This window comes from Kribbella sp. NPDC003557, assembly GCF_040610805.1.
Lineage (GTDB): Bacteria > Actinomycetota > Actinomycetes > Propionibacteriales > Kribbellaceae > Kribbella.
In genome coordinates this window covers 24679-49576 of sequence record NZ_JBEXMY010000004.1, presented here as the reverse complement: position 1 = coordinate 49576, position 24898 = coordinate 24679, and the positions used below count along the sequence as shown (strand labels likewise).

Genomic DNA, 24898 nt, shown 5'->3' with positions numbered 1-24898 from the left:
ATGGTCCAGTTCGCCGTGAACACGCAGCGCTTCGACCCGTACAAGAACTTCAAGTTCCGGGTGAAGTGGGATGGACGGTACGTCGCCGGGGTCAGCAAGGTCGGCGCGCTGAAACGGACCACCGAGGTGGTCAAGCATCGCGAGGGCGGCGATCCGAGCACCACCCGGAAGTCCGCCGGCCGCAGCGAGTACGAGGCGGTCACCCTGGAGCGCGGGGTCACCCATGACGCCGAGTTCGAGAACTGGGCGGCCAAGGTCTGGAACTTCGGCGCCGGCCTCGGCGCCGAGTCGTCACTACGGGACTTCCGCAAGGACGTGATCATCGAGGTCTACAACGAGGCCGGCCAGAAGGTCCTCGCCTACAAGGTGTTCCGCTGCTGGGTGTCGGAGTACCAGGCGTTGCCGGATCTGGATGCGAACGCCAACGCGGTCGCGATCCAGACGATCAAGCTCGAGAACGAGGGCTGGGAACGCGACCTCGAGGTGACCGAGCCGGAGGAGCCGGCTTTGACATGACCAGCCACCACCAGGTCGGGAACGCGCTCGACGTCTGGGAGATCGGCCTGTCGATGACGCCGGCCGCCCGTGCGTTGCTGCTGCTGGGCGCGGCAGGCCGCCACGACGCAGGCAGCCGGCCGGTCGGCGAGCGTGACCGGGCCCTGCTGCAAGCTTGTCTTCCGGCCGGCCGTTGGCTGGATGCGGTGACAGAGTGTCCGTCCTGCGGGTCGCAGCTCGACGTCGAACTCGATCCGGCGGCGTTGGTGGCTCCAACTGCCTCTGAGCCTCAGGTGTCGGTGGTTTGCGGCGAGTACCGAGTCGTTGCCAGGTTGCCCACAGGTGACGATCTCGCCCAGCTATCGCCGTCAGGGCTGGTCGAGGAGCTTCGTACTGCGTTGCTCGCGCGGTGTGTGGTGTCGGCTGACCATGCCGGACGCGCGGTCGAATCGTCTGTGCTGCCGGAGCCGGTCCTGCTGGCTGTCGAGTCGGCGATGGCGGCGGCCGACCCGGGCGCCGACGTGCAGGTGACGCTGTCGTGCGCCGAGTGCGGCGCGGAGTGGTCGAGCTCGCTGGACCCGGTGCGGTTCGCGTGGACGTCTGTCGAGCACGCGGCCCGGCGACTCGCGGTCGACGTACATACGCTGGCCCAGGCCTATGGGTGGAGTGAGGCGGAGATCCTCCGGTTGAGTCCCTTCCGGCGGCGGTTGTACTTGTCGGCGGTCGCGCCGTGAGCGATTCGGGATACCTCAGGCGGCTGGTGTTGCGCTCGGCCCGGGGCGACACCGGTCTGCGGCCGCGGCCGCCGGGAGTGTTCGAGACACCCGCCGCCGACAATGAGCCTGACCTAGGACGATCGCCCGCCGACGCGCCCGGGGCGAGCGCGGTTCCGGCCCGCCCGGCGAACCAGGTGACAGAGACTGGGGAGCAGCGCGTGCCGCCGGTGACCCGTGTTCGCGAGATGCCGGGGGTCGAGACGCCTGGAGCACCTCGAACGGTCACCCGGGAGATGCCTGCGCGCGGACGGCCTGTGCCGGAAGAACATCCCGAATCGGCCACTCCGGCCGCTGTTGGACCGGCCGTGCGGCACCACGCCCCGGCCGGCTCGGACCACGAGGCCGCACGGACCGCGAAACATGCCGGGATCGAGGACGAGGTCTGCGCAGAGGTCGATCGCGGATTGTCGAGCAGCGCGGACCACGTGGTGCTGAAGCGTGCGATGCCGGACAAGCCTGCGGTCCCGGACGGCGCGGATCCTGGAGATGCGCGCCAGAGAGTGCCTGCCACCCCGGAGGGCCCGGACAACCCTCGTGAGCCGGACTCGCTGGTGTGGAACGAGCCGGTGGTCGCCGTGCCGCGGTTGCAGGCTCGCGGCGCGCAGGCGGAGCCTCGAGTGACCGTGACGATCGGGCGGATCGAGATCGTGGAGCCTTCCGCGGGCAAGCCCACCGCAGCACAAGCCGCCCGACAAGCCGCCGCCCCGCAAGCCGACTCACGAGCCGGGCCACGACGTCGTACGACGTCGACCCCTGACCTCGCGGCGTACCTGCGATCGCGGAGCGGGCGGTGAGCAACTCGCTGGCGGTCGCCACGGTCACGGCCGCAGTTCAGGAGCTCCTGACCGACGCCATCGAAGCCGCGGTCCATGGCGCGACGGTGTGGACCGACCGGTCGGACGTACCTCGCCAGACAGCCGGCGTGAACATCTATCTTTACCGCACATCGGACGACGCGGCGCGACGCAACGACGACCTCCCGACCCGGGAGCTGAACGGCGCGATCCGCAATCGACCGCGTCTGGCCACCCGGTTGCACTACCTGCTGACCTTCCACGGCAAGGACGACGAGCTGGTTCCGCAGCGGCTGCTCGGCGCGACCCTGGCTCGGCTGCACTCGCGCCCGCTGATCACCCGCGCACTGATCGATCAGGTGGTCGCCGAGGCAACGGACCCGACGCCTCGCAACGAGTTCCTCGCCGCGACCGATCTCGCCGCCGCCGACGAGCTCGTCCGGCTGTCACCCGATCCGATGGATCTGGACGAGCTCACGAAGCTGTGGTCGGTCTTCTTCCAGACGGCCTACCAACTGTCGGCAACGTACGTCGCTTCGCCCGTTCTCCTCGAGGAGACGAAGGACGTCGCCTTACCTGCGCCGCCGGTCCTCAGCGAGCAGCTCACCGTTCGCGGTCTCCTTCGGCCGACGATCATCGGAGTCCGCAACTCCGCCGGCGCCGGCGCCCCGGTGATCGCCGACAGCGAACTCGTCGTCGAGGGCAGCGGTCTGCGCGGCGAACAGACGGCGGTTCGCGTGGGCGGCGCCGAACTCGCACCGACAGCTGTGAGCGCCACCCAGCTGACCGTCGCTCTGGGGTCAGCCGCCGGACTGCACGCCGGTCTCCTGCCGGTGGTTGTCGCCCATCGCTGGCTGGTCGGGGACCCGGCGGAACCGCGCGCCGGTGAGACCAGCAATGTCGCCGGCATTGTGCTCGCGCCCCGGATCACCGCCTCCTTCGGTGGGGATCAGCTGGCGGTGACGAGCGACCTGATCATCGGCGCACGTCAAAGCGTGTCGATCCGCCTGCTGGCGCCGACGACCGGTCGCGTCGTCCGGACCGTCGACGTGCCCGATCGGCCTGGTGACTCGGCGACCGTGAGCGTCACGCTGAAGGATCTGGCCAGTGGCCAGTACGCCGTTGTCCTGCAGGTCGACGGCGCCGACAGTCCACTGACGCCGGCGACCGGTCTGCCGATCACGGCGCCGGTGGTGACGATCTGATGGCCGCAGCTGTGGGCACCGAGGGAGCTGCCACGGACGAGCGGAGCTGGGCAGACGCGAACCAGGCCTACCTGGTCGCCGCCCTCGCGGAGGTGTCGGCAGCCCTCACCCACAGATCCGAGCCTGTGACCGGACGACCGCTCCGGCAGCCGGAGCCACCGCCCGCCCTCGAGACACTGTGTGAGGCGTTCGGTCTGTCGTCGTTCGAGCGTGCGATTCTGCTGTTGTGTGCAGGGATCGAACTGGACTCCGGCTTCGCTTCGCTGTGCGCGGAAGCGGCTGGTGACCCTACCCGGCCCTGGCCGACGTTCGGACTCGCACTCGCGGCGCTTCCGGCTGCGCATTGGTCGGCGCTCACGCCGGACGGAGCCCTCCGGCGCTGGCGGTTGCTCGAGGTCGCCGGGCACAGCCCGCTGACGACGGCCGAGTTGCGCATCGACGAACGCGTCCTCCATCACCTGACCGGGTTGCGCACGTCCGATGCGAAGCTGGCCGGTCTGGTCGCCCCGGTCGGGAGCACCGCGCCGATCACGCCTGGGCAACGACCTGCCGTACGTTCGTTGGTGAACGCGTGGCGATCGACCGGGGATCTCGTGGGGGTGCTGATCGGAGCGGACCGCAGCACCCGCGCCGCCGTCGCGTCCCATGCGGCGCAGGAGTTCGGCCTGCGTTTGTCGTTGCTAGAAGCAACGGCAATCCCGGCCGCCGTCCCGGCCCGGGAGGAGCTCGCGAGGTTGCTGGAGCGCGAGGCCGTCCTGGGCGCCACCGCGTTCGTCATCGACTGCGGTGATGATCCGTCATGGCCCGGCGTGGACGCGCTGGTGGCCACGGCGCGGGCACGGATCGCGGTCTCGGCGGACCAGCCCGCCGACCTGCCCCGCTGCCCGACGCTGGCGATCGAGGTGCCGGCGCCGACTGCCGTCGAACAGCGCGGCCTGTGGCGCGCGGCCGTCGGCCCGGACGCGCCGGTCGGGGAACTGGTCGCCACGTTCGACCTGAACGCGGCGTCGATCGGCGCCGCGGCCGCGGCAGCCGACGGTGACACTGCCGCGCTGTGGCCGGCATGCCGGGCCGTCGACCGCCCGAGGCTGGCTGCGCACGCGCAGCGGGTCGAGTCGGCCGCGCACTGGGACGATCTGGTCCTGCCCGCGCCACAGCGCCGTACGCTCGAGGTGCTGGTCGCTCATGCCCGGCATCGGGTGCGGGTGTACGACGACTGGGGCTTGCGGATGGGCCGCACCACCGGACTCGGCAGCACGGCGATGTTCGCCGGGCCGAGCGGGACCGGGAAGACGTTCGCGGCCGGGGTGATCGCGCACGAGCTCGGGCTCGATCTCTACCGCGTCGACCTCAGCGCGGTGGTGAGCAAGTACATCGGCGAAACCGAGAAGAACCTGCGCCAGGTCTTCGACGCCGCCGACCACGGAGCCGCTGTCCTGCTCTTCGACGAGGCCGATGCCTTGTTCGGCAAGCGCACCGAGGTCCGGGACAGCCACGACCGCTACGCGAACGTCGAAGTGTCGTACCTCCTGCAGCGGCTCGACGCCTACCGCGGGATCGCGATCCTCACCACCAACCTGGCCGAGGCGATCGACGCCGCCTTCCTGCGCCGGATCCGATACGTCGTGCAGTTCCCCTTTCCCGACGAAACGCTGCGCGCCGGCTTGTGGCGGCGGGCGTTCGGGGTGGACACGCCGACGGAAGAGCTCGACGTACCCGAGCTGGCCAAGTTCGCGTTGTCCGGCGGCGGCATCCGCAACGTTGCCGTCAATGCAGCCGTACTCGCCGCGGACGCAGGAACACCGCTCCGGATGGCCCACCTGGTCCAGGCGGCGCGGCTGGAAGCGGTCAAGGCAGGACTGCCGGTGTCGTCGCTCCGCCAGGAGGTCACGCGGTGAACGAGGAAAGGACAGTCGTGCTGCACGACGTCACCGTCACCGGTGGACGGGTCGAACGGGCAGCGCTGCTCGCAGCGATTGCGCAGGCTCTGCGGGAGGCCCGCACCACGGACAAGGGAACGCTGGAGTCTGCTGTAGCGGACGCCGTCCGACGCCTGAACTCTCGTGACGGGGCGGTGACGGCTCGGTCGGGACGCTGGACGGGTGACGGGATTCTCGGGTTCTCCGCAGGTGTTCAAGGGCGCGTTGATCGGCCTTGACCCGTTGAAGCCGGTGGCCGGCGTCGTCGTGTTCCAGTACAACCCGGAGCGGGTCACCCGGCGGCTGCGGCCGAAGACCACCGGGTCGGACGGTTCCGAGGGCGAGGCGCTGCGGCTGTCCGGTCCACCGGAAGAGACCTTCGACCTGGACATCGAGATCGACGCGGCCGACCAACTGGCCAGTGGTGATCCGATCGCCGAAGGCCTCGGGATCGCGCCACAGCTCGCGTCACTGGAGATGATGCTCTATCCGCCGTCCGCTCTGGTGATCGCCAACGAGGCGCTGATGCTCGCGGGCCTGATCGAGGTCATCGCACCGGAAGCCCCGCTGGCGCTGCTGGTCTGGGGTCCGAGCCGGGTGCTGCCGGTCCGCGTGACCGATCTGACCGTGGCCGAGGAGGCGTACGACCCGGCTCTCAACCCCATCCAGGCCAAGGCCACGGTGGCACTGCGCGTCCTGACCTACGACGACCTCGGCCTGGCGAGCGTGGGCGGTGGCCTGTACCTGGTGCACCAGATCGCCAAGGAGGTCATGGCGACCATGGCCGGAGCGAACGCCTTCACCGCGACCGCGACCGCCGGCCTCGGCGGAAGGGTCTGACGTGTTCAGCCCGACCAGCCGGTACGCGGCCCTCGCGACCACCACGATCACGGTTCCGGGGCCCGACGGAAAGCCGCGCGAGCTCACGTACGTCCGCCGGCGCGTGCTCCCGCGGCCCGCGGACCACGCTCTGCTCGCCCAGCACACGGTCGAGCCGGGGGAGCGGCTGGATCACCTCGCCGAGCGCTATCTCGGCGATGCCACGCAGTTCTGGCGCATCTGCGACGCCGCCGGAGTACTCCGGCCGGCCGAGCTGGAACGGCCGGGCCGGCGGGTACCGATCGCGATGCCGCCGAGCGGGTGACGGCCGTGCTCGAGAACGTACTCGGTGTCCGGCTGCTGCTGTGGGCCGGTGATCCGCTGCCGCTTCCGCAGCCGCACCTGCTGTCTGCCCTGCGGAGGGCGGAGGTCACGAACGACAGCGACTCGATGGACGGTTTCCAGCTCAGCTTCGCGCTGACCAAGAATCGCCTCGGCCGGTACGACATCATCGACACCCTGGCGCCCGGCACGCGGGTGTGGATCGGTGCGGTGCTCGGCGTCGTACCGCAGCCGCTGATCGACGCAGTCGTCGAGCGCCACGACCTGACGCCCAGCGGAACGCCCGGCGAGTCGACGCTCACCGTCACTGGCACGACGATCACCTCGCTGCTGGGGTTGTCCGAACGGAACCAGCCGCATCCGAATCAGCCCGACTCGGTCATCGTCGCGAAGGTGCTCGGGCAGTATCCGGAACTCGGTCTGGTGCCCGCGGTCACCCCGACCACCGACATACCGCTCGAGCTCGAACGCACGCCGCAGCAGAACGAGACCGATCTGTCGCTGATCGAACGGCTGGCCGGCACGAACGGCTTCGTGTTCTACACCGAGCCGCTGACGTTCGGCGTGAACAAGGCCTACTGGGGGCCGGTGCTGCGCACGTCACTTCCGCAGCCACGGCTCACCGTCGGTATGGGAGCCCATCAGAACGTGAGCAGCCTGTCGTTCGGGTTCGACTCCCTGGCGGCCGTCGGCGCGGAAGGGTCGGTCGTCGATCCGATCCTGAAGCTGAAGATCCCGCTCCCCGCGATGCCCGCCCTGCGCCTGCCGCCACTGTCGGCGCGGCCGGCGCCGGTCCGGCGCACCACCCAGCTGCGCACGGCGGCCAACGCCGGGCCGGCGCTCGGGCTGCTGGCCTCGGCGGCCGCCGCGACGAAGGCGCCCGAGGCGGTCAGCGGAACCGGGTCTGTCGACACGGCCCGGTACGGATCGATCCTGCGAGCGCGTGGTCTGGTCGGGCTGCGTGGCGCCGGCACGGACTACGACGGCTACTACTACGTCCGCAGCGTCACCCATCGGATCTCGGTCGGCTCGTACACCCAGAGCTTCGCGCTCAGCCGGGAGGGCACCTCGTCACTGACACCGGTGGTGGCGCCGTGAGCACCAAGGAGTTCTGGGGCAAGTACCGCGGAGTCGTGAACGACGTCAACGACCCACTGATGCAGATGCGGATCAAGGCCGACGTCCCTGATGTGTACGGCGACGGTTCGAGCGGCTGGGCCCTGCCCTGCGCGCCCTTCGGTGGCGACCAGCTCGGGTTCTTCGCACTGCCGGACGTCGGGGCCGGCGTCTGGATCGAGTTCGAGCACGGCGACCCGGACTATCCGATCTGGTCCGGCTGCTGGTGGGGCTCGAGCTCCGAACTGCCGGGCAAGTGGCTGTCACCGCCGTACCAGAAGGTCATGATCGTCACCTCGGCCGGGCACAGCATCACGATCGACGACACTCCGGGCGCCGGCGGCATCACGCTGGAGACGGCGGACGGCGCGTCGGTGAAGCTGAGCGCGACGGGCCTCGAGATCGTCAACGGCAGCGGCGGCTCGATCAAGCTGACCGGACCGAAGGTCGCGGTCAACGACGGCGCGCTCGAGGTCATCTGATGGCCGCCTTCGTGGTCTCGCAGAGCGACACCGTGCTGTGCATGCACGGCGGTCAGGCTCAGCCGGCCACGCCACTGCCCAGGGTCAAGGTGGACGGCCGGCCGGCGATCGGTCAGTCGTCGCCGTACACGATCTCCGGCTGCCCGCTGACGCCGCCCAGCACACCCCCTCCGTGTGTGACCGCGAACTGGGTGGTCGCCGCGACGCGCGTGATGTCGTCAGGGGTGCCGCTGCTCATCAACAGCGGCACGGCGGTCTGTGTGCCGACCGGAACCGGTCTGCAGGTGGTGGCGTTCCAGACCCGGGTCCAGGCGACATGAGCGACATCGCATTCCCGCTCCGGATCGACAGCCGCGGCCGCACCGCCCGGGCCGGTCGGCAGGACCATGTCCGGCAGCTGGTCGAGCAGGTGCTGTTCACGGCTCCCGGCGAGCGTGTCAATCGACCGACGTTCGGATGCGGCCTGCTGCAGCTGGTGTTCCAGCCCAACTCCGAACCGCTGGCCGTGGCCGTGCGGGTCACCGTGCAGGCCGCCCTGCACGAATGGCTCGGCGACCTGATCAGCGTCGACAAGGTCGAGGTCCGTGCCGACGAAGAGATCTTGCGCGTCACCGTCGCCTACACGGTGCGGGCGACCGACGAGGCACGCGTCGACGAGTTCCGGAGTACGCCGTGACGAGGCCGTACGCCTGTGCCGACGAGCTCCGCGCCGAGGCGGTCCGCGACGCCGACACCGTCAACGGCATCGACTACCTCGAGGTGGTCGGCGGCCAGACCCGGCTCGAAGTGCACTTCCTCCATCGGCTGCCGGGCCAGGTGGACGGGATACCCGTGGGCGGCACCCGCCTCAATCGGACGCACCTCGTCGTTGCCGGCGGGGACCGGGTCAGGAACATCCGCGTCGTCGCCACCTCGACGTCCGGCGACGTGCTGACCGTGACATTGTCCGGTCCTGGCGACTTCTCGACGTACCGGCTCGAGCTGGTGGACCCGGTGACCGGTCGCACGCCCGACGGGTTCGACCCGCGGCTGAGTGAGATCGCCTTCTCGTTCAAGGCCGGCTGCCCGACGCGTTTCGACTGCCGCACCCGGCCCGACGTCCCAGCGACCGTCGACAGCTCGCGCGTGCGGGACTATCTGGCGAAGGACTACGACAGTTTCCGGCAGTTGATGCTGGACCGATTCGCCGCGACCGTGCCGGAGTGGACCGAGCGCAACCCGGCCGATCTGCAGGTCACCCTGATAGAACTGCTCGCTTTCGTGGCGGACCGGCTGAGCTACGAGCAGGACGCGGTCGGCATGGAGGCCTACCTCGGCACGGCGCGGCGCAGGGTCTCGATACGGCGACATGCCCGCCTCCTCGGCTATCGCGTGCACGAGGGCTGCGCGGCTCGCGCCTTCGTCCAGGTTGAGTCAAGTCAGCCGGCGGTGATCGAAGCCGGTCGGCAGTTCCGCACGGCCGACCGGGAGTTCGCGTTCGAAGCCCTGCACGAAATGGCGGCAGACCCGAGCAACAACCGGATGGAGTTCTACACCTGGACGGACGACCAGTGCGTGCTGCCGGCCGGTGCGACGTCCGCGACCCTGACGTCGGGCGGAACGCTGGCGCCCGGCGACTTCTTGCTGCTCGAAGAGATCGCCGGACCAGCATCGGGACGGGCGGCCGATGCGGATCGTGATCATCGACATGTCGTACGACTGGTCACAGTGGCTCCGACAGTCGACCCACTGGACGGTACACAGGTGGTGGAAGCCACCTGGTCGCCCGAGGACGCGCTGCCGTTCCCGCTGCGGGTCAGCTCGATCGTCGACACCCGGGACGGCCCCCGGCAACGGGTGGTCTGCGGCGTTGCCCGCGGCAACGTTGTGCTGGTCGAGCACGGCGCCCGGATGCCACCGGTCGAGCTGACGGACGAGATCGACGCCGCGGACCGCTGGCGACCGGCCCTGCCCGGCGGCCGTCCGACGTACGCGGTGCCCTTCGACGACAGCGCGCCTGCGGTCGGCCAGCTCGCTGTCGAGCCCAGCGATGCCAGGCCGGTTGTCGAGGTGAGTGACGGCGACCGCGACTACGACCCGGTCGTGGATCTCCTCGGGTCCGACCCGGATGCAGCCGAGTTCGTCGTGGAGCCGGAGGACGACGGCACGGCGACGCTTCGCTTCGGTGATGGCGTCTACGGGCGGCGCCCTGACCCCACGACCCGCCACACGGTGCGCTACCGCCAGGGCCACGGGACCGTCGGGAACGTCGGACCGGAGTCGATCGCGCTTCTCGAACCCGGCGACCACCGTGTCCGGGGAGTTCGCAACCCGCTCGCCGCGACGGGTGGCGTCGACCCGGAGCCGGTGGAGAAGGTCCGGACGGACGCGCCTCGTGCCTTCCGGACGCAGGACCGCGCCGTCACCGAGGCCGACTACGGAACCCTCACCACGGAGCGCTTTCCCGGCATCCAGCGTGCGTCCGGGCGGATGCGCTGGACCGGCAGCTGGTACACGGCCTACGTCACCGCCGACCGGGTCGGCGGCGCGGCGATCGATGCGCCGTTCATCCAGGCCGTCAAACACTTCCTGGATCGCTACCGGATGGCCGGCGTCGACGTCGAAGTGTCCGCACCGAAGCCCGTGCCGCTGGAGCTCGAGCTGCTCGTCGGAGCACGGCCGACCCGGTTCGGCGCCGATATCGCGGCCGCCGTGCTCGAAGTGCTGTCGTCCGGCGTACTGCGCGACGGCCGGCGGGGGTTGTTCCACCCCGACAACTTCACGTTCGGCACACCGGTGTACCTCAGCCCGGTGTACGCGACGGTGCTCGCGGTCCCGGGGGTGGCGTCGGTGCGGGCCACGACGTTCCAGCGGTACGGCGAGCCCGCCGGCGGGGAACTCGTTGCCGGGGTCCTGCGGGTGCACGACCTCGAGATCGCCCAGCTGACGAACGATCCCGACCGCCCCGAGCGCGGGCTGCTGACCGTGACCGTGGTCGGTGCGCGATGACGGACACTCCGGCCGTCCAGCGGCGGGCCGGCACCGCGGCCACGTTCGGTGCGGCCATGGTGAGCCGCCTGGGACGGCAGCCGGCGCTCGACGGCTTCACCGAGCGGCGGACGGATGATCCGTCGATCGCGCTGGTGGACGCCTGGTCCGCTGTACTCGACGTTCTGACGTTCTACTCCGAGCGGCTGGCGAACGAGGCGTATCTGCCGACCGCAACCGAAGCTTGGTCGGTGGACGAGCTCGCCCACGGTGTCGGCTACCAGCCTGGCCGCGGACGGGCCGCGGCGACCTGGCTGAGCTTCACGGTCGAAGACGCGATCGGCGCACCACCGCGGGTGCCGATCCCGGCGGGGACGAAGGTCGCGAGCATGCCCGGACCCGGGCAGACGCCGCAGAACTACGAAACAGTCGAGCACCTCGACGCGCGGCCGGCCTGGAATGCGATGGGCGCGCGGAGCACCTCCGTCCAGGAGCTCGGCCCCGGCGCCGTGGACGCGTACGCCGCGGGTCTCCGGACCGACCTGACGGTGGGGGACGCGCTCCTGCTCGTCGGCCGGGAACGCGAGATCTCGGACACCGCGGCGGAGTGGGAGTTCCGCATGCTGTCCGGTGTCGAGCTGCTGCCCGCGCTGGACGTGACCAGGTTGTCCTGGATCGAACCGCTGGCGACGCCGCCGGATCCGGTCGACGCCGGTTTGTACGTGCTGCGTCGCCGGGCCGGGGTGTTCGGCGTGAACGCGCCGGATCATCGACTGATCAAGCAAACGGCACCGCGGGCGGTCGCGCGGCCGGCCGGGGACCAGCTGCCGCTGCCGGAGCCGATCCCGACCGGTGACTGGCCCGGCTGGGAGGTCGTCGCGCCCGGGGAGAAGGACAACGTCGTGGACCTGGACGCGCTCTATCCAACGGCGATCGCCGGATCGTGGGCGGTTCTCAGTCGCACAGGGACAGTGGAGCCGTACCTGATCGAGGTCGTGCGCGCGGAGTCGCGCACGGATTTCGCGCTCACCTCCCGAGTCAGCCGGCTCACCGTGCGCGGACCGTCGGTACGCCGGCGGTTCGACGTCAAGGTCCGTGAGACGAGCGTGTGGGTCGGCTCCGAGCGCATCCCGCTCGCGGAGGTGCCGGACCCCACACCGGTGCAGGGGGATCGGCTCGACCTCGCCCGTTCGGTGCCGACTCTCGACGCGGGCCGGCGTGTCGTCGTCCGGGGTCCGCATCCACTGGTCCAGGTGGCGTCCGGAGTGCGTGGGCTCGCGATCACGCCGGAGCACGGAGGCAGCGTGGCCTTGCACCCTGGCGAGATCCTCGAGGTGATCGCTCCCGTCGTGCGCAACGACGACGGCTCCATCACCTGGCCCACGAGTCGTGGCACGGTCACTGCGCTGCCACGCGAGGTCGTGACGATCCGTCCCCCCGACGACGCGCAGGTGCATACCGAGCTCGCGATCATCGCGGGACCGACCGCCGACACGGAGACGGTGGACGGCGCGGTCTTCGCGGTCGCGCTGACGGGATGCTACGACCGTGAGTCGGTTCGGGTGGAGGCGAACGTCGCGGCGGCGACTCATGGCGAGACCCGGTCCCAGGTACTGGGCAGCGGGGACGCGGCGACCGCGTACCAGAGCTTCAAGCTGACGCAGTCGCCACTGACCTACGTCGCGGCAGCCAGTGGCGCGGTGGTGTCGACTTTGCAGGTCAGAGTCGGCGGTCGGCTGTGGACCGAAGTACCGCAGCTGTACGGTGCCGGCCCCGAGGACGAGGTCTATACGACCCGCGCGGATGCTGATGGCGTCACGACCATCGGATTCGGCGATGGAATCACCGGGTCGCGGTTGCCGACCGGGACCGCCAACGTCACCGCCGTGTATCGCATCGGCACCGGACTCGAGGGTCGCGTGGACGCAGGGCAGCTCACGCTGCCGATGACCCGGCCGCTCGGATTGAAGGCGGTGACCAACCGGCTGGCGGCCGGTCTGGCGGCTGACCCCGAACCGGCGGACAGTGTCCGGGACAACGCGGCCCGGCCTCTCTTCACTCTCGACCGGGTCGTCTCGCTCCTCGACGTGGAGGACTTCGCCCGGACGGTTACCGGCATCGGAAAGGCGCGGGCGGCCAGGCTCTGGGACGGTCGCCGGCCGGCCGTGCACGTCACGGTCACCGGCGTCGCCGGTCAGGACGTCGACGACCAGGCCCTGAAGGACCTTGCGGCGGTGCTGCGGGCCGCTGGTGACCGGCGAATGCCGTTGCTCGTCGACCGCGCCGAGCTGCTGCTGGTCCCGGTGGCCATGACCGTTTTCGTTGCTGCGGGCTACGACCGCGCGTCCGTACTGGCTGGTGTCACGGTCGAGGTCGAAGCTGCGCTCGCGGTCGGCGGACGCGAGCTCGCCGAGCCACTCACCACGGGCGAGATCGTCCTTGCCGCGCATCGCGTACCAGGCGTCGAGGCGGTCAACGTCACCGAACCCGCGACGGACATGCCGGCTCTTCCGGCCCGGATGTCGGCCGGCCGGGTGCGGCCCGCGCAATTGGTCGCGATGGCGCCGAACGGATTGACGGTGTCGTGATGAGCTACCGCGACGAGCTGATCCGGTTGCTTCCGCAACTGCACCGACGGCGCGATGCCGACGGAGTCCTGGAGGCCTTCCTGCAGGTCCTCGGCGAGCAGGCCGATGTCGTGGCGAAGGACCTCGGCCTGCTGTACGACGACTGGTTCATCGAGACGTGCGCCGATGCCCTGGTCCCGTACATCGGCGACTTGCTGGGTGTCCGGCTGCTGTACCCGGTCGGGCCAGGCGCCGGTCGGACGAGAGCACTGGTGGCCGACATACTCGACCACCGCCGCCGCAAGGGAACCGTTGCGGGCCTGGAACGGCTCGGGTACGACGTGACCGGATGGCCGACCGCCGCCGCGGAGTACTTCACCCGGCTCGGCACCACGCAGTACCTGGCACATCCGCGTCCGGATCGTCTGCAGGTTCCCGATCTGCGGCGGCCGGCCGACCTGGAGCTGATCGGAGGCCCGTTCGGCACGACTGCGCAAACAGCCGAGGTCCGGCGGCCGCCCGGCGGACGTTTCGGGATCGGAACGATCGGACTCCACGTCTGGCGGCTGGTTCCCCAGCGGGTCGGCAGGGCGACGGCGCACGCGGTCGTCGATCCTCCCGACGGCCGCTACACGGTCGATCCGCGCGGTCTCGACGTACCGCTGTTCAACCCGGGCAGCACCGAGCCGTCGTTCGACAGCCGGACGGCCGAGCACAACGTGCCGGCGCCGTTGCGGCGCCGGGCGCTGTACGACGAACTCGAGGCGCTCCGCGGGGGAGAGCCCGGACCGCCGCGCTGGTTCGGTGACGATCCGGTCGTCGAGGTGTTCGCCGATCTGGGCACCGGCGTGCGAGCAGTACCGCGGGCCGAGCTGACCGCGGCCGACCTCACTGGGTCGGCGGGCGGTTGGCCCCGGCCTGCTGCACCGCTGACGGTCGCCGTCGACCCGGTTCTCGGGCGGCTTGCCTTCCGCGCCGGTCTGCTGCCGACGACCGTCGAAGTCACCGCGTCGGTCGCCTCGCCCGGCCGAGTCGGCGCGGGTGCTTATGATCGGCGCGACCCCCGAACTGCGGATGTGCTGAGCCGGGCAACCTGGTTCCGCGTGGTCAGCAGTGCGCAGGAGCCGATCGCGGACGTCCGTCTGGCCGGCCTGGCCGAGGCCGTCGCCGATTGGAACGCCGTTCCGCCGGGCGCGGTCGGCGTCATCGTTGTCCTGGACAACCGCAGCTACCCGGGTGATCTGGACGTGACAATGCCCTCCGGAAGCGAGTTGCTGATCGTCGCGGCCGGCTGGCCCGCGGCGGAGACCGACCTTCCGGCCGCGCTGGATCCCGCGGACGCCGTGCCTGCGGACCGCCGGCCTCATGTGCTCGGGTCGCTGACGGTTCTCGGCGGCGCGGGGGACGGTGTGCCGGGGGAACTGACGCTGGACGGCTTCCTGCTCGAGGGAGCGGTGACAGTCGCGGCGGGTGACCTTGGTCGCCTCGACGTCCGGAGCTGCACGGTGCTCGAGCTGAGGGTCGAAGAGCCGGTCTCGTCCGATACCGACAACGGACGCCTTGTGGTGGAGGTCGAACGCAGCATCGCCGCCGGTGTGACGATTCCTGCTCAGGGACCCGAGCTTCAGGTGACCAAGTCGGTGGTGGAGCGGATCACTGCGGTCGGTGCACCTGTGGTGCTGCGTGAGGTGACCGTGCTCGGTCCGGTGGTGGCGCGGCAGCTGGACGCGACTGACTGCCTGCTGGACGGTCTGGTCACCGTCGAACGCCGGCAACAGGGCTGCCTCCGCTTCAGCTATCTGGCCGGCGGGACGGCCACGCCGCGGAGATACCGCTGCCAGCCGGATCTGGCACTGGCAGCCGTCACCGATCCGGCCGAGGCCGCAGCCGTCCGCGCCCGGCTTGCTCCGGTCTTCACGGCGACCGAGTACGGCGATCCGGCGTTCGCGCGACTGGACAGCCGCAGCGACGTCGCGTTGCGGGCCGGATCGTCGAACGGTTCGGCGATGGGGGCCTATGCGGAGCTGGCCGAGCCGCAGCGGGAAGCCAACCTGGCGGCCGTGCTGGACGAGTACCTGCGGATCGGTCTGGACGCCGGGGTGGTGCGGGAGAGCTGAGGGGATGCGAAGCATGAACGGTGGGGACCTGACCCGATCGACGTTCCGGGCGTACCGGCACTACTCAGGCGTGCGTATGCAGCAAGGACGCGTCCAGCTCGACGCGGACTGGAACGAACAGGTCGACGTGACGGCGTACCGGGACGAGGCGCAGTCGGCCGACGTCGTCGGAGCGTCCGGCGTGCCGAAGACCGGCGGCGGATTCGGCGTCGAGGTCGTCGACGGCGATCTGCTGTTGTCGACCGGGCGGGCATGGGTCGGTGGCCTGCTGTGCGAGGTCGACGGCGAGGTGACCCAGGTGACGGACCAGCCGTCGACGACGTCGGTGGTGGTGACGTCGCTGGTGCTCGACGGCGCCGAACTGCGGGCCCATGACTGGGTCGAGGCCATGGATGTCGTCGGCTCGTCCGGTATCGCCCGGATCGAGACCGTCGACACGGGTTCGAGGACAGTCACGCTCGCTGCGCCGGTCGGGCAGGCGGTCGGGTTGCGCCGACGGACGTCGTACTGCACCCAGCCCGATCTGCCCGAGCCCGAGCACACGGCTCAGGCGGTCAGCACGGGTCCCCGGGTCCTGGATCTCGCCGACGGCACCTACCTGGCGTACCTGGACGTGTGGGAACGACCGATCACCGCGGCTGATGAGCCGTCGCTGGCCGAGGCTGCGTTGGGCGTCGACACGACCACGCGCAGCAAGGTGGTGTGGCAGGTCCGGTTGCTCGATCTCACCGACGTGCCGGAGGAGGTCGAGTTGGACGCCGTACTTGCGGAGGTCGCCGGAGGAACCGGCCGGATGGCGGCGCGCGCCGTACCGCCACCCGCCGGCGTCGATCTCTGCCGGCCGACGCCGGCCGGCGGGTACATCGGCCTCGAGAACCAGCTCTACCGGATCCAGTTGTACGACGTCGACGCGGGCGACCCGGTGATCGTCTGGAGTCGTGAGAACGGGTCGGTCGTCACGCGCTGGCTCGGCAACGCCGCCGCCGGCACCTTGCAGGTGGAGAGCATCGGGCGCGACGCGGTCCTCGGATTCGGTCCGGGTGATCTCGTCGAGCTGTTCGACGACACCCGCGTACTGCACGGCCGGCCGGGAACCTTGGTCCGGCTGAAGGACGCACGCGGCGATCAGCTGATTCTTGACACGACGACCGCGCCGAACGGTCCGACGACGATCGAAGACTTCGGCAGGAATCCGCAGGTCCGGCGGTGGGACGGTTCGGTCACCGTGAGCACCGACGACTGGCTACGACTGGAGAAGGGTGTGCAGGTGCGGTTCCCGGCCGGCGGGACCTTCCACCGGCACGACTACTGGCTGGTGCCGGCCCGGAGCTCACAGGCCGGCATCGAGTGGCCGGAAGACTCGTCGGGCCGGCCGGTGGCCCAGCTGCCCGCCGGAGTCAGGCACCACACGGCGAAGATCGCCCTCTTGCGACACGACGTCGACGGTGTGACAGTCGTCCGGGACCGGCGCGATCGGTTCCCTGCGCTGACCGCACTCGCTGCCGAAGACATTGCCGTCAGCAACGAGATCTGCGACCTGCCGGCCGTCGCCACCGTGCAGGACGCGCTGGACGCCTTGTGCCGGGCGAACGATCTGCGGCGGCACAACCGGCTCCTGCACGGGTACGGGATCGTGTCCGGTCTCGCGGTGCACTGCGGCGACGAGACCGCGCCGCCGGACCAGCGGGTGCATGCCGTCCTGCCGACCGAGGAACGGCGGACCGCGTTCCGGGACGGCGCCGACGTCGACCTGCGGCGCCACGTCACCGTGCAGCCGGGAAGCGCGATCGATGCGGACGGCAACGACCTCGACCTGCCGGAACCGACGGTGGTCGACGTGCTCACCGAGATCGGCGGGATCGGAGGTGTGCTGAATCCCGACGGCGACGGCGAAGTCTGCCTGGTCCTGCGCGGCGACGACAACGGCCCACTGGTCGCCGTGAAGAAGTACGAGCCGGAGACACCACCGCGGGACTTCCTCGACGGCACCTTGCTGAAGGACATCTACGACGACTGCATCGCGTCGCCGTTCAACTGGATCCGCCGGCAACTGAACCCCGGCGACGGCAGCGACCCGGTGGCCGACCAGCGCGCCTACCGGTTGCGGACCGCGCTGACGAACCTGGCGACGTACGTCGCGAATCCGAAGTCGGGCGGCGACGTCTTCGTGGCCGAGACCGAGGACGCGCTGCTCCGTGATTTCTACGCGGGGCTCCGCAAGCGGCTGCAGAGCGAGACGTTCTGCGCCTTGTTCGACGACGCACGGCCGTATCCCGACTACCCGGCCTCGCTCACCGGGATCCGCACCGTCTCCGGTGTGGGCTCGCACTCCCGGGTCCGGAACCGGCCGGGCGGCGAGGAGGTCTGGACGACAGGTGGCGGGCTGAGCCCTCTGACGCCGGGAACGCTCGTCAACCGCTACAACCTCAACACCGAGACGCTGGTCGCGCGGATCGACCCGATCGCCGGCCGGGAGCTGGCCCGCGGCGACTCGGCGTCGAGCACCACGGCGGCCGTCACGGATGTGACCTTCTCACCCGACGGCAAACTGGTCGCGGTGGCGGTGCCGACCCGCGACGACAACGACACGATCTTCCGGGTCGGCGAGATCTCCGGCGCTACGGTCAACTGGCGGCCGGCGGCGACGATCTGCGGCGTCCGGCTCGTCACCCTCGTGACCACGGCCGCGGACCCTGGCTTCGTGTACGCCGTCGGGCTCCGGCGCCGGGCGACGGGCAGGTCAGGGTTCAGCTTGAAGGAGTTCGAGGGTGCGGGCGTCTGGCGGATCCCCTTCGCCGACGTACCCGACGACCTCGGGCCGGTTCCCGGCACCGAACAGCTCAACCCGGTCGGTCCGATGGCGATCACACCCGACGGGACCGCGGTGGTCAGCTGCGGAGCGGCCGGCGCGGCGGCGACGTCGTACAACCGGCTGCGGGTGATCAGCATCTCGGCGAACGGACCGAGCCTGGGCATCGAGATCCTGTTGCAAGCCGACGGCACCGACGACCTCGCGCTCCAGACCGTGCGGCAGCAGCTGCCGCTGAACGTCGTACTCCGGACGTTGGTGTACACGGTCACAGGACGCGGGACGACCCGCTCACTGGTCGGTTTCAACTGCTCGGACGGCCAGCCGCTGCGCAACGCGGTCCCGCTCCCTGACACGAGCGGGTCGATCTCGCTCGCCGTGGTCGAGGGTCGCGTCGTCATCGTCGGCAGCGACACCACGACGGCGTCGGTCTACGAGACACGTACCGGGGCACTGGTCGACGGTCTGCGGATCCCTGTGCAAGTCACTCCGACCTCGATGACCATCGAGCCGCCGCCGCTGCGCCTCGGTCCATTCGTCGTCCCACCGGGCCGGCTGACAGTACTGAACCTGGTGAGCAACTCGCTGACGGTCATCGATCCCTCGATCGTCAGGGCGAACAGCTTCGATCTCGCGCCGCTCACGCAGTACCGGCGCCAGGCCGTCGAAGCCTTCGGGGACCTGCTCGGCGGTTTCACGCAGTACGTGAAGGACTGCGCATTCGACCATCTGCTGGTGCGGCCGCCGAAAGCTCCACCCACGAAGGACCTGGATCTGGCCGCGATCTCGATCCGCGGTGGCTCCGTCTACCGCGTCTGCAACTTCTCACGGCGCCGGTACGTCAAGTCGTTCCCCACAGTCGGTTATTGGCTGTCGCTGGTCCCGCTCCTGCCTTTCCTCCGTGAGCACTTGATCAAGTTCGCCTGCGAGCTCCTGACCGACCGCTTCGCGAGCTACAGCACCGCGAACCACGACAACTCGACCGACCGCGTGCCGGCGTCCACGTTGCTGGCCTTCTTGGAAGCGGTCCAGGGCGAAGACCCGCTCGCCCTGCTGCGCAAGGGAAGAGACTCGCTCCGAACCAGTGCCCGCCTCGCCACTGCCGGCCAGTGGACAGAGGCTCGCAACGCCCTACGCATCTCCCCACCGCCAGAACCCGCCCGCCCCACCACCGATGACCTCACCGACCTCCGCACCCGTCTCGAGACCCTGGAGACCCAACTGAACGACCTACGGACCAACGGCGACTGAAGTGACGGCTCAGTGACGTCTCGAGACTAGCTTGGGCGCATGGCCGGAGGTCGCGCATCTCGTGTCCACGCCGAGCACCCGCAGTCCGATGGCGCCTGGCGAGTCAGCACGCGTGGCGATCCCGAGGAGCTCGAGGCCGACCGTGTCGCTGACGACGTACTGCGCACGGGCAACCTCCCGGGGCCTTCAGGTGGCAGTGGGCCACTGGATGGTGGGACGCGGCGATTCTTCGAGTCCCGCCTGGGCCACCACTTCGGCGACGTCCGTATCCATGCGGATTCGGCCGCTGCCGGCAAGGCGGCGTCGCTCGGCGCGACCGCGTACACGATCGGGCCGGACATCGTGTTCGCCCGCGGGGCCTACCGACCCGACTCGCGCGCCGGCCAGCGTCTGCTGGCACACGAACTCGCCCACGTCGTGCAGTTCTCGACCGGCCGGGTGAGCCGCGGTGCGGTGCTGCGCCAGGAGGCAACGGCTACCGCACCCCTGCCGACGACGAGTGTCAAGCAGTACGGGATCGTCTACAAGCTGGAGGGAGTGACGCTGCGGGACGCCCCGGTCCCGCAGGCGACCACGGTCACCCTCCTGCCGTTCAACACCCGGGTGTTCGTGGACTCGGCACAATCCGGCTGGTATCTGGTGACGACGGACGACGGCCGGTGGGGCTATTGCGCCCAGACACACATCAAGACCGGACTGCCCGAACCGGACGCGAAGATCCACTGGATCGTGCCCGGAGAGACCGCGCTCGACATCTCGCGGCGCTACTACGGCGGCGAGGCCGAATGGGGCAGTGACCATCGCTTCTTCGTGAACGGTCTGGTGTTCGTCAACGCCGGGGAGGGCCGCCGCGGGATCTACAAACCTTCAGCGGAGGCCGACTGGGACACGACGCAGACGCGCGCCGGCTTCATGATCTGGATCCCCAGCCTGGCGTTCCTGCGGACACTGCGCGGCAAGGTGCCGTCGGGCTCGATCACGTACGAGGCCTGGCAGACGGTGAAGGCCGCAGCCGAAGCGGTCGCCGAGTTCGTCGCCGGCGGCGCCGCGTTCATCGCCGGCCTGATCCATGGTGCGCTGGAATCGCTGTGGGACGTCCTGGTCGGTCTGAAGGACCTCGTGGTGATGGTGTGGGACATCCTGAAGAGCCTGTTCACCGGCAATCTGCTGACGGATGCGAAAGCGCTCTGGGAGCAGCTGATGAACCTCGACTGGGGTGCTCTGGTGCAGGGGTGGCTGGACCACTTCCTCGAGCGATGGAACGCGCCGGGCTTGCTCGCTCGGTGGCACTTCCGCGGGTGGGTCATCGGCTACGCGATCATGGAAGTGCTGCTGCTGGTCTTCTCCGAGGGGGTGATCGCCGGCATCAAATGGATCGGCAAGGCATCGAAGGTGGCGAAGGTCATCGCCACGCTGCCGAAGGTGGAGAAGTTCGTCGAGGCGGTGAAGGCGAGCAAGGCAGCGCAACGGCTGAGCCGGGTCCTGTCCAGAGGCGGCGTCATCGCCGAGGACGCGGTCGCCGCCGCGCGCTGGATCGAGCGCCTGCTGGCCAACCCGAGGATCATCTGGGGTCGTAGCCCGCAGGAGATCGCGGACGCTCTGCGCCTGGCCGGCCGCAACGTCGTGACCAGGCAGTCCAGGAAGGGTTCCAAGCTCGCCGAGATTCTCGAGGTGAAGGGCGACCGGCGGATCGCGCAGATCCAGGTGCACCCCGGTGGCGGCCGTCACGGCGGGTCGTACTACAAGATCTCGACCTCGGACAAGGGCATCATCAAAGTCGTGGACAAGGCCACGTACGTCCCGATCGCCGGCGAGAAGGCGACAATCCTCTACATGAGTAATCTCGAGGGCTGGCTGGTGCGCGCGGTGGCTGCGAACAGCCTCGCACAGAGCGCCGGCGAGGCCGTCCCGGTCGGTGGACCCGCGCCGGACGAGGAGGAATGACGCCGTGCGGATAGCGGTGTACGGCGTCGCGCAGCCGGCCGAAGCCCGGTGGCTGGAATCGGCGGGCGCCGATGTCATCGGCCTCGTCGTCGACGACCGGGCGAACGGGCGGATCCTCGACATGGCGTCGGCGAAGTCCGTGGCCGACGCCGTGGACCAGGCTGCCGTCTGCGTCGAGCTCCGCGAGAACGGATCGGCACTCGCAGTCGCGCGAGGTCTCGCCGCCCGCTGGGTCCAGGTTCCGTGGAACCTCCCCGCTGCACGGGAATGGCGCGAGGAACTCGCCGCCGGTGGCATCGGATGGACGCTGGGACGGGTGCCGGCCGACGAGGACGACGACCCGGAGTGGATTACTCGCCGCTGGACGGAGTACGGCGATCCGGCTCCGGACTGGGTTCAGGTCGAGATCTTCCCGAACCTCACCGACGGGTGGCCGATCCTGCAGGAACCGAGCCCGGACGAGGTCGATGCCACCGACCTCGATCAGATGGCGGCCGAGCGTCCCATCCTGTTCTCACTGCCGTTGACAGCCGACCGGGCCGGGCCGGCCCGCGCCCTGTTACCGCATGCCCACGGATTCGGACTGACCCTGGCCGACCGTGCCGACCGGGCCGACCTGCACCTGGCCGCCACCACCGTCGAGCTCGACGCCGCCCTGCACATCATCGAAGCCCTGCGGCGCTGACGGAACCGTCGGATAGCGTCGGGGCGTGTTGTTGCCTGGGTTGTCGGTGCCGGGGGCTGATCTGCCTGTGCGGGCGGTGTTGCCTGCGACGGTCGATGCGGTGCGTTCGGGCGGTACGGCGGTGCTGGTGGCGCCGCCTGGATCGGGGAAGACCTCGTTGGTGCCGCTTGCGTTGGGTGACGCGCTCGGGGGCACGATCGTCGTCGCCGAGCCGCGCAGGATGGCGACCCGGGCGGCGGCCTCGCGGCTGGCGTCGCTGGTCGGCGAGCCGCTCGGCCGGCGGGTCGGATACGCCATGCGCGGTGAAAGGAGCGGCGGCAAGGGACTCCGGGTCGAGGTGGTCACGACAGGGCTCCTCGTACGGCGTCTGCAGCAGGACCCGGAGCTGCCGGGAGTCGCCGCGATCGTGATCGACGAGTGCCACGAGCGGCATCTCGACGCCGATCTGTTGCTCGCGTTCTGCCTCGACATCCGGGCGAATCTCCGCGACGACCTGGCGCTCGTCGCGACCTCGGCCACGGCGGACACGGTCAGACTCGGTCGCGCTCTGGGCGTGGACGGTCCGGCGCCTGTGATCACCGCGACTGCCGCGCTGTTCGACGTGGCGGTCGAGTGGGCCCCGCCGCCGATCCCGGTGCCGCTGCTTCCCGGCGGGCGGGTCGACCCACGCCTGCTGGATCACATCGCGGCCGTCGTGCAGCGTGCACTGGCCGAGAACGACGGCGACATCCTGGTGTTCGTGCCGGGGGAGGCCGAGATCAACGGTGTGACTCGCCGGTTGGCTGGTCAGAATGTTCTGCCGTTGTTCGGTCGCCAGTCCAAGGCTGAGCAGGACCGCGCGCTGGCGCCCGGCGTGGCTCGCCGGATCGTGGTCACGACATCGGTGGCGGAGAGTTCGCTGACTGTGCCCGGGGTCAGGGTCGTGGTCGACTCGGGGCTTGCCCGGGAGCCGCGCACCGATCAGTCGCGGGGGCTTGGTGCGTTGGTCACCTGCCGGGTGTCCAAGTCGTCGGCCGAGCAGCGAGCGGGGCGCGCCGGCCGGGAGGCGCCCGGTCGGGTGTATCGCTGTTGGTCCGCGACCGACCATGTCCATCTCGACGATCATCCGGCGCCGGAGATCGAGATCGCCGACCTGGCGTCCTTCGCTCTCGACCTCGCGGCGTGGGGTGCGCCTGCTGGTGCCGGTCTGACGTTGCTGCAGGCGCCGCCGGCGGTGGCGATGAACGCGGCCACGGAGTTGCTGCATCGCCTCGAGGCGGTCGACGACGACGGCCGGATCACCGAGCGCGGACGGCGGATGGCGGCGATCGGGGCGCACCCACGGTTGGCGCGCGCGTTGCTGGACGGTACGCCGAGGGTCGGCGCCGACCGGGCGCGCGAGATCGTCGCGATGCTCTCGGACGACGCCGGCCGCGACTTCGGCGACGACCTCCCGGCCCGCTGGAGATCCCTCCGCCGCGGCGACGACCGCGCCGCCACAGCCCGCTGGCGAGAGGAAACAAAACGCCTCACCCGAGGCACGACGAACGGCAACCCAGCAGACGCAGCCGAAGCGCGACTGGCGGGCGATGCCGTCGCACGGCCGGCGGGCGGTGGGGGCGCGCACTTTGTGCCGGATGATCTGGTGGTGGGGGTTGTGGTGGGGCTGGCTTATCCGGATCGGGTTGCGCGGGTTCGGGGGGTTGGCTCGGCGACGTATCAGATGGCTGGGGGGACGGGGGCTGCGCTGGATCCGCGGTCGGCGTTGCGGAGCACGACCTGGCTGGCGGTCGCGGCTGCGGACCGGGCGCCTGGTCGGGCCGATGCCAGGATCCGGTCCGCGGCGCCGATCGACGAGCAGACCGCGCGCGACGTCGCCGGCGACCTCGTCTCGACCACCGACCAGATCCGCTGGGACGGCGGCCGGATCGTCACCCGGCGGGTCGAGGCGCTCGGCGCGATCGTGCTCAACGACGTACCGCTGGCCCACCCCGACCCGCTGCTCGTCCAAGCCGCCGTCCGCGACGGGATCCGGCGCAGCGGTCTGTCCGTACTGCGCTGGTCGGACGCCGCACTCGCCTTGAGGCAGCGGCTCGCGTTCTGCCACGCCCACCTCGGCGCTCCGTGGCCCGCGGTCGACGACGAGGCGCTCCTGGCCGATCTCGACGACTGGCTGGGCACCGAGCTCGCCTCCGTACGAAGCTCGCGCGACCTCGCCACCATCGACGTGACGTCGGCGCTCCGGCGACTACTGCCCTGGCCCGCAGCAACCCGCTTCGCCGAGCTCGCACCGGAACGGCTGAAGGTCCCGTCGGGCTCCGACATACGACTCGCGTACGACGGTGCCGAGCCGCCGGTCCTCGCCGTAAAGCTGCAGGAGGTCTTCGGCTGGACCGCCACCCCCACCGTCGCCGACGGCCGCGTCCCGGTCGTGCTCCACCTGCTGTCGCCCGCACGACGCCCGGTGGCCATCACCAGCGACCTCGCCTCCTTCTGGCACCAGGGCTACCCCCAGGTCCGAGCCGACCTACGAGCCCGCTACCCGCGCCACCCCTGGCCCGAAGACCCACTCACCGCCATCCCGACCAAGCGCCCAAAACCCCGCCACTGAACAACCGCGAGTTGCCGTTC

At 70.3% G+C, this 24898-nt stretch carries 18 protein-coding genes; all 18 read left to right on the top strand.

All coding sequences use genetic code 11. The annotated features are described in order from the left end of the window. The 18 genes from ABZW60_RS16820 (at position 1) to hrpB (ending at position 24878) form a co-directional block, all read left to right on the top strand. A complete protein-coding gene (locus ABZW60_RS16820; RefSeq protein WP_355477670.1) occupies positions 1-516 on the top strand; it encodes a phage tail protein in 516 nt (171 codons plus the stop codon). Beyond that, positions 513-1229: a hypothetical protein gene (locus ABZW60_RS16815; protein WP_355477668.1), complete on the top strand. Its 717-nt coding sequence runs from the start codon at positions 513-515 to the stop codon at positions 1227-1229. The genes ABZW60_RS16820 and ABZW60_RS16815 overlap by 4 nt, the downstream gene beginning before the upstream one ends. A 347-nt stretch (positions 1230-1576) precedes the next feature. Then, positions 1577-2065 carry a hypothetical protein gene (locus tag ABZW60_RS16810; protein WP_355477666.1) on the top strand — a complete coding sequence of 163 codons (489 nt, stop codon included), beginning with the start codon at positions 1577-1579 and terminating at the stop codon, positions 2063-2065. After that, positions 2062-3270, top strand: a complete 1209-nt coding sequence (locus ABZW60_RS16805) for a DUF4255 domain-containing protein (protein ID WP_355477664.1) — start codon at positions 2062-2064, stop codon at positions 3268-3270. Before ABZW60_RS16810 ends, ABZW60_RS16805 begins: the two co-directional genes overlap by 4 nt. Further along, the gene (locus ABZW60_RS16800; protein ID WP_355477662.1) at positions 3270-5168 is read left to right on the top strand and encodes an ATP-binding protein; all 1899 of its coding nucleotides are present in this window, start codon (positions 3270-3272) and stop codon (positions 5166-5168) included. Before ABZW60_RS16805 ends, ABZW60_RS16800 begins: the two co-directional genes overlap by 1 nt. A 204-nt stretch (positions 5169-5372) precedes the next feature. Further along, positions 5373-6029: a hypothetical protein gene (locus ABZW60_RS16795; RefSeq protein WP_355477660.1), complete on the top strand. Its 657-nt coding sequence runs from the start codon at positions 5373-5375 to the stop codon at positions 6027-6029. A 1-nt stretch (position 6030) separates the two neighbouring features. Then, positions 6031-6333 carry a LysM domain-containing protein gene (locus ABZW60_RS16790; protein ID WP_355477658.1) on the top strand — a complete coding sequence of 101 codons (303 nt, stop codon included), beginning with the start codon at positions 6031-6033 and terminating at the stop codon, positions 6331-6333. A gap of 5 nt (positions 6334-6338) precedes the next feature. Then, complete coding sequence (locus ABZW60_RS16785) at positions 6339-7448, top strand: hypothetical protein (RefSeq protein WP_355477657.1); 1110 nt, start codon at positions 6339-6341, stop codon at positions 7446-7448. Continuing rightward, positions 7445-7948: a phage baseplate assembly protein V gene (locus tag ABZW60_RS16780; RefSeq protein ID WP_355477655.1), complete on the top strand. Its 504-nt coding sequence runs from the start codon at positions 7445-7447 to the stop codon at positions 7946-7948. Before ABZW60_RS16785 ends, ABZW60_RS16780 begins: the two co-directional genes overlap by 4 nt. Next, complete coding sequence (locus tag ABZW60_RS16775) at positions 7948-8268, top strand: hypothetical protein (RefSeq protein WP_355477653.1); 321 nt, start codon at positions 7948-7950, stop codon at positions 8266-8268. Before ABZW60_RS16780 ends, ABZW60_RS16775 begins: the two co-directional genes overlap by 1 nt. Next, on the top strand, positions 8265-8624 hold the full coding sequence (locus ABZW60_RS16770) for a GPW/gp25 family protein (RefSeq protein ID WP_355477651.1): 360 nt from the start codon (positions 8265-8267) through the stop codon (positions 8622-8624). The genes ABZW60_RS16775 and ABZW60_RS16770 overlap by 4 nt, the downstream gene beginning before the upstream one ends. Beyond that, entirely contained in the window at positions 8621-10936 is a 2316-nt protein-coding gene (locus ABZW60_RS16765; RefSeq protein WP_355477649.1) for a baseplate J/gp47 family protein, read from the top strand. The genes ABZW60_RS16770 and ABZW60_RS16765 overlap by 4 nt, the downstream gene beginning before the upstream one ends. Next, positions 10933-13503 carry a hypothetical protein gene (locus tag ABZW60_RS16760; protein ID WP_355477647.1) on the top strand — a complete coding sequence of 857 codons (2571 nt, stop codon included), beginning with the start codon at positions 10933-10935 and terminating at the stop codon, positions 13501-13503. Before ABZW60_RS16765 ends, ABZW60_RS16760 begins: the two co-directional genes overlap by 4 nt. Beyond that, complete coding sequence (locus ABZW60_RS16755) at positions 13503-15599, top strand: hypothetical protein (protein WP_355477645.1); 2097 nt, start codon at positions 13503-13505, stop codon at positions 15597-15599. Before ABZW60_RS16760 ends, ABZW60_RS16755 begins: the two co-directional genes overlap by 1 nt. A gap of 13 nt (positions 15600-15612) precedes the next feature. Next, complete coding sequence (locus ABZW60_RS16750) at positions 15613-19659, top strand: DUF6519 domain-containing protein (protein ID WP_355477643.1); 4047 nt, start codon at positions 15613-15615, stop codon at positions 19657-19659. A gap of 39 nt (positions 19660-19698) precedes the next feature. Continuing rightward, positions 19699-21603, top strand: coding sequence for a DUF4157 domain-containing protein (locus ABZW60_RS16745; protein WP_355477641.1), 1905 nt, complete (start codon positions 19699-19701; stop codon positions 21601-21603). Between the two features lie 4 nt (positions 21604-21607). Next, positions 21608-22288: a hypothetical protein gene (locus ABZW60_RS16740; RefSeq protein WP_355477639.1), complete on the top strand. Its 681-nt coding sequence runs from the start codon at positions 21608-21610 to the stop codon at positions 22286-22288. A gap of 25 nt (positions 22289-22313) precedes the next feature. Then, positions 22314-24878, top strand: coding sequence for an ATP-dependent helicase HrpB (gene hrpB / locus ABZW60_RS16735; protein ID WP_355477637.1), 2565 nt, complete (start codon positions 22314-22316; stop codon positions 24876-24878). The last annotated feature ends 20 nt before the right edge of the window (positions 24879-24898 follow it).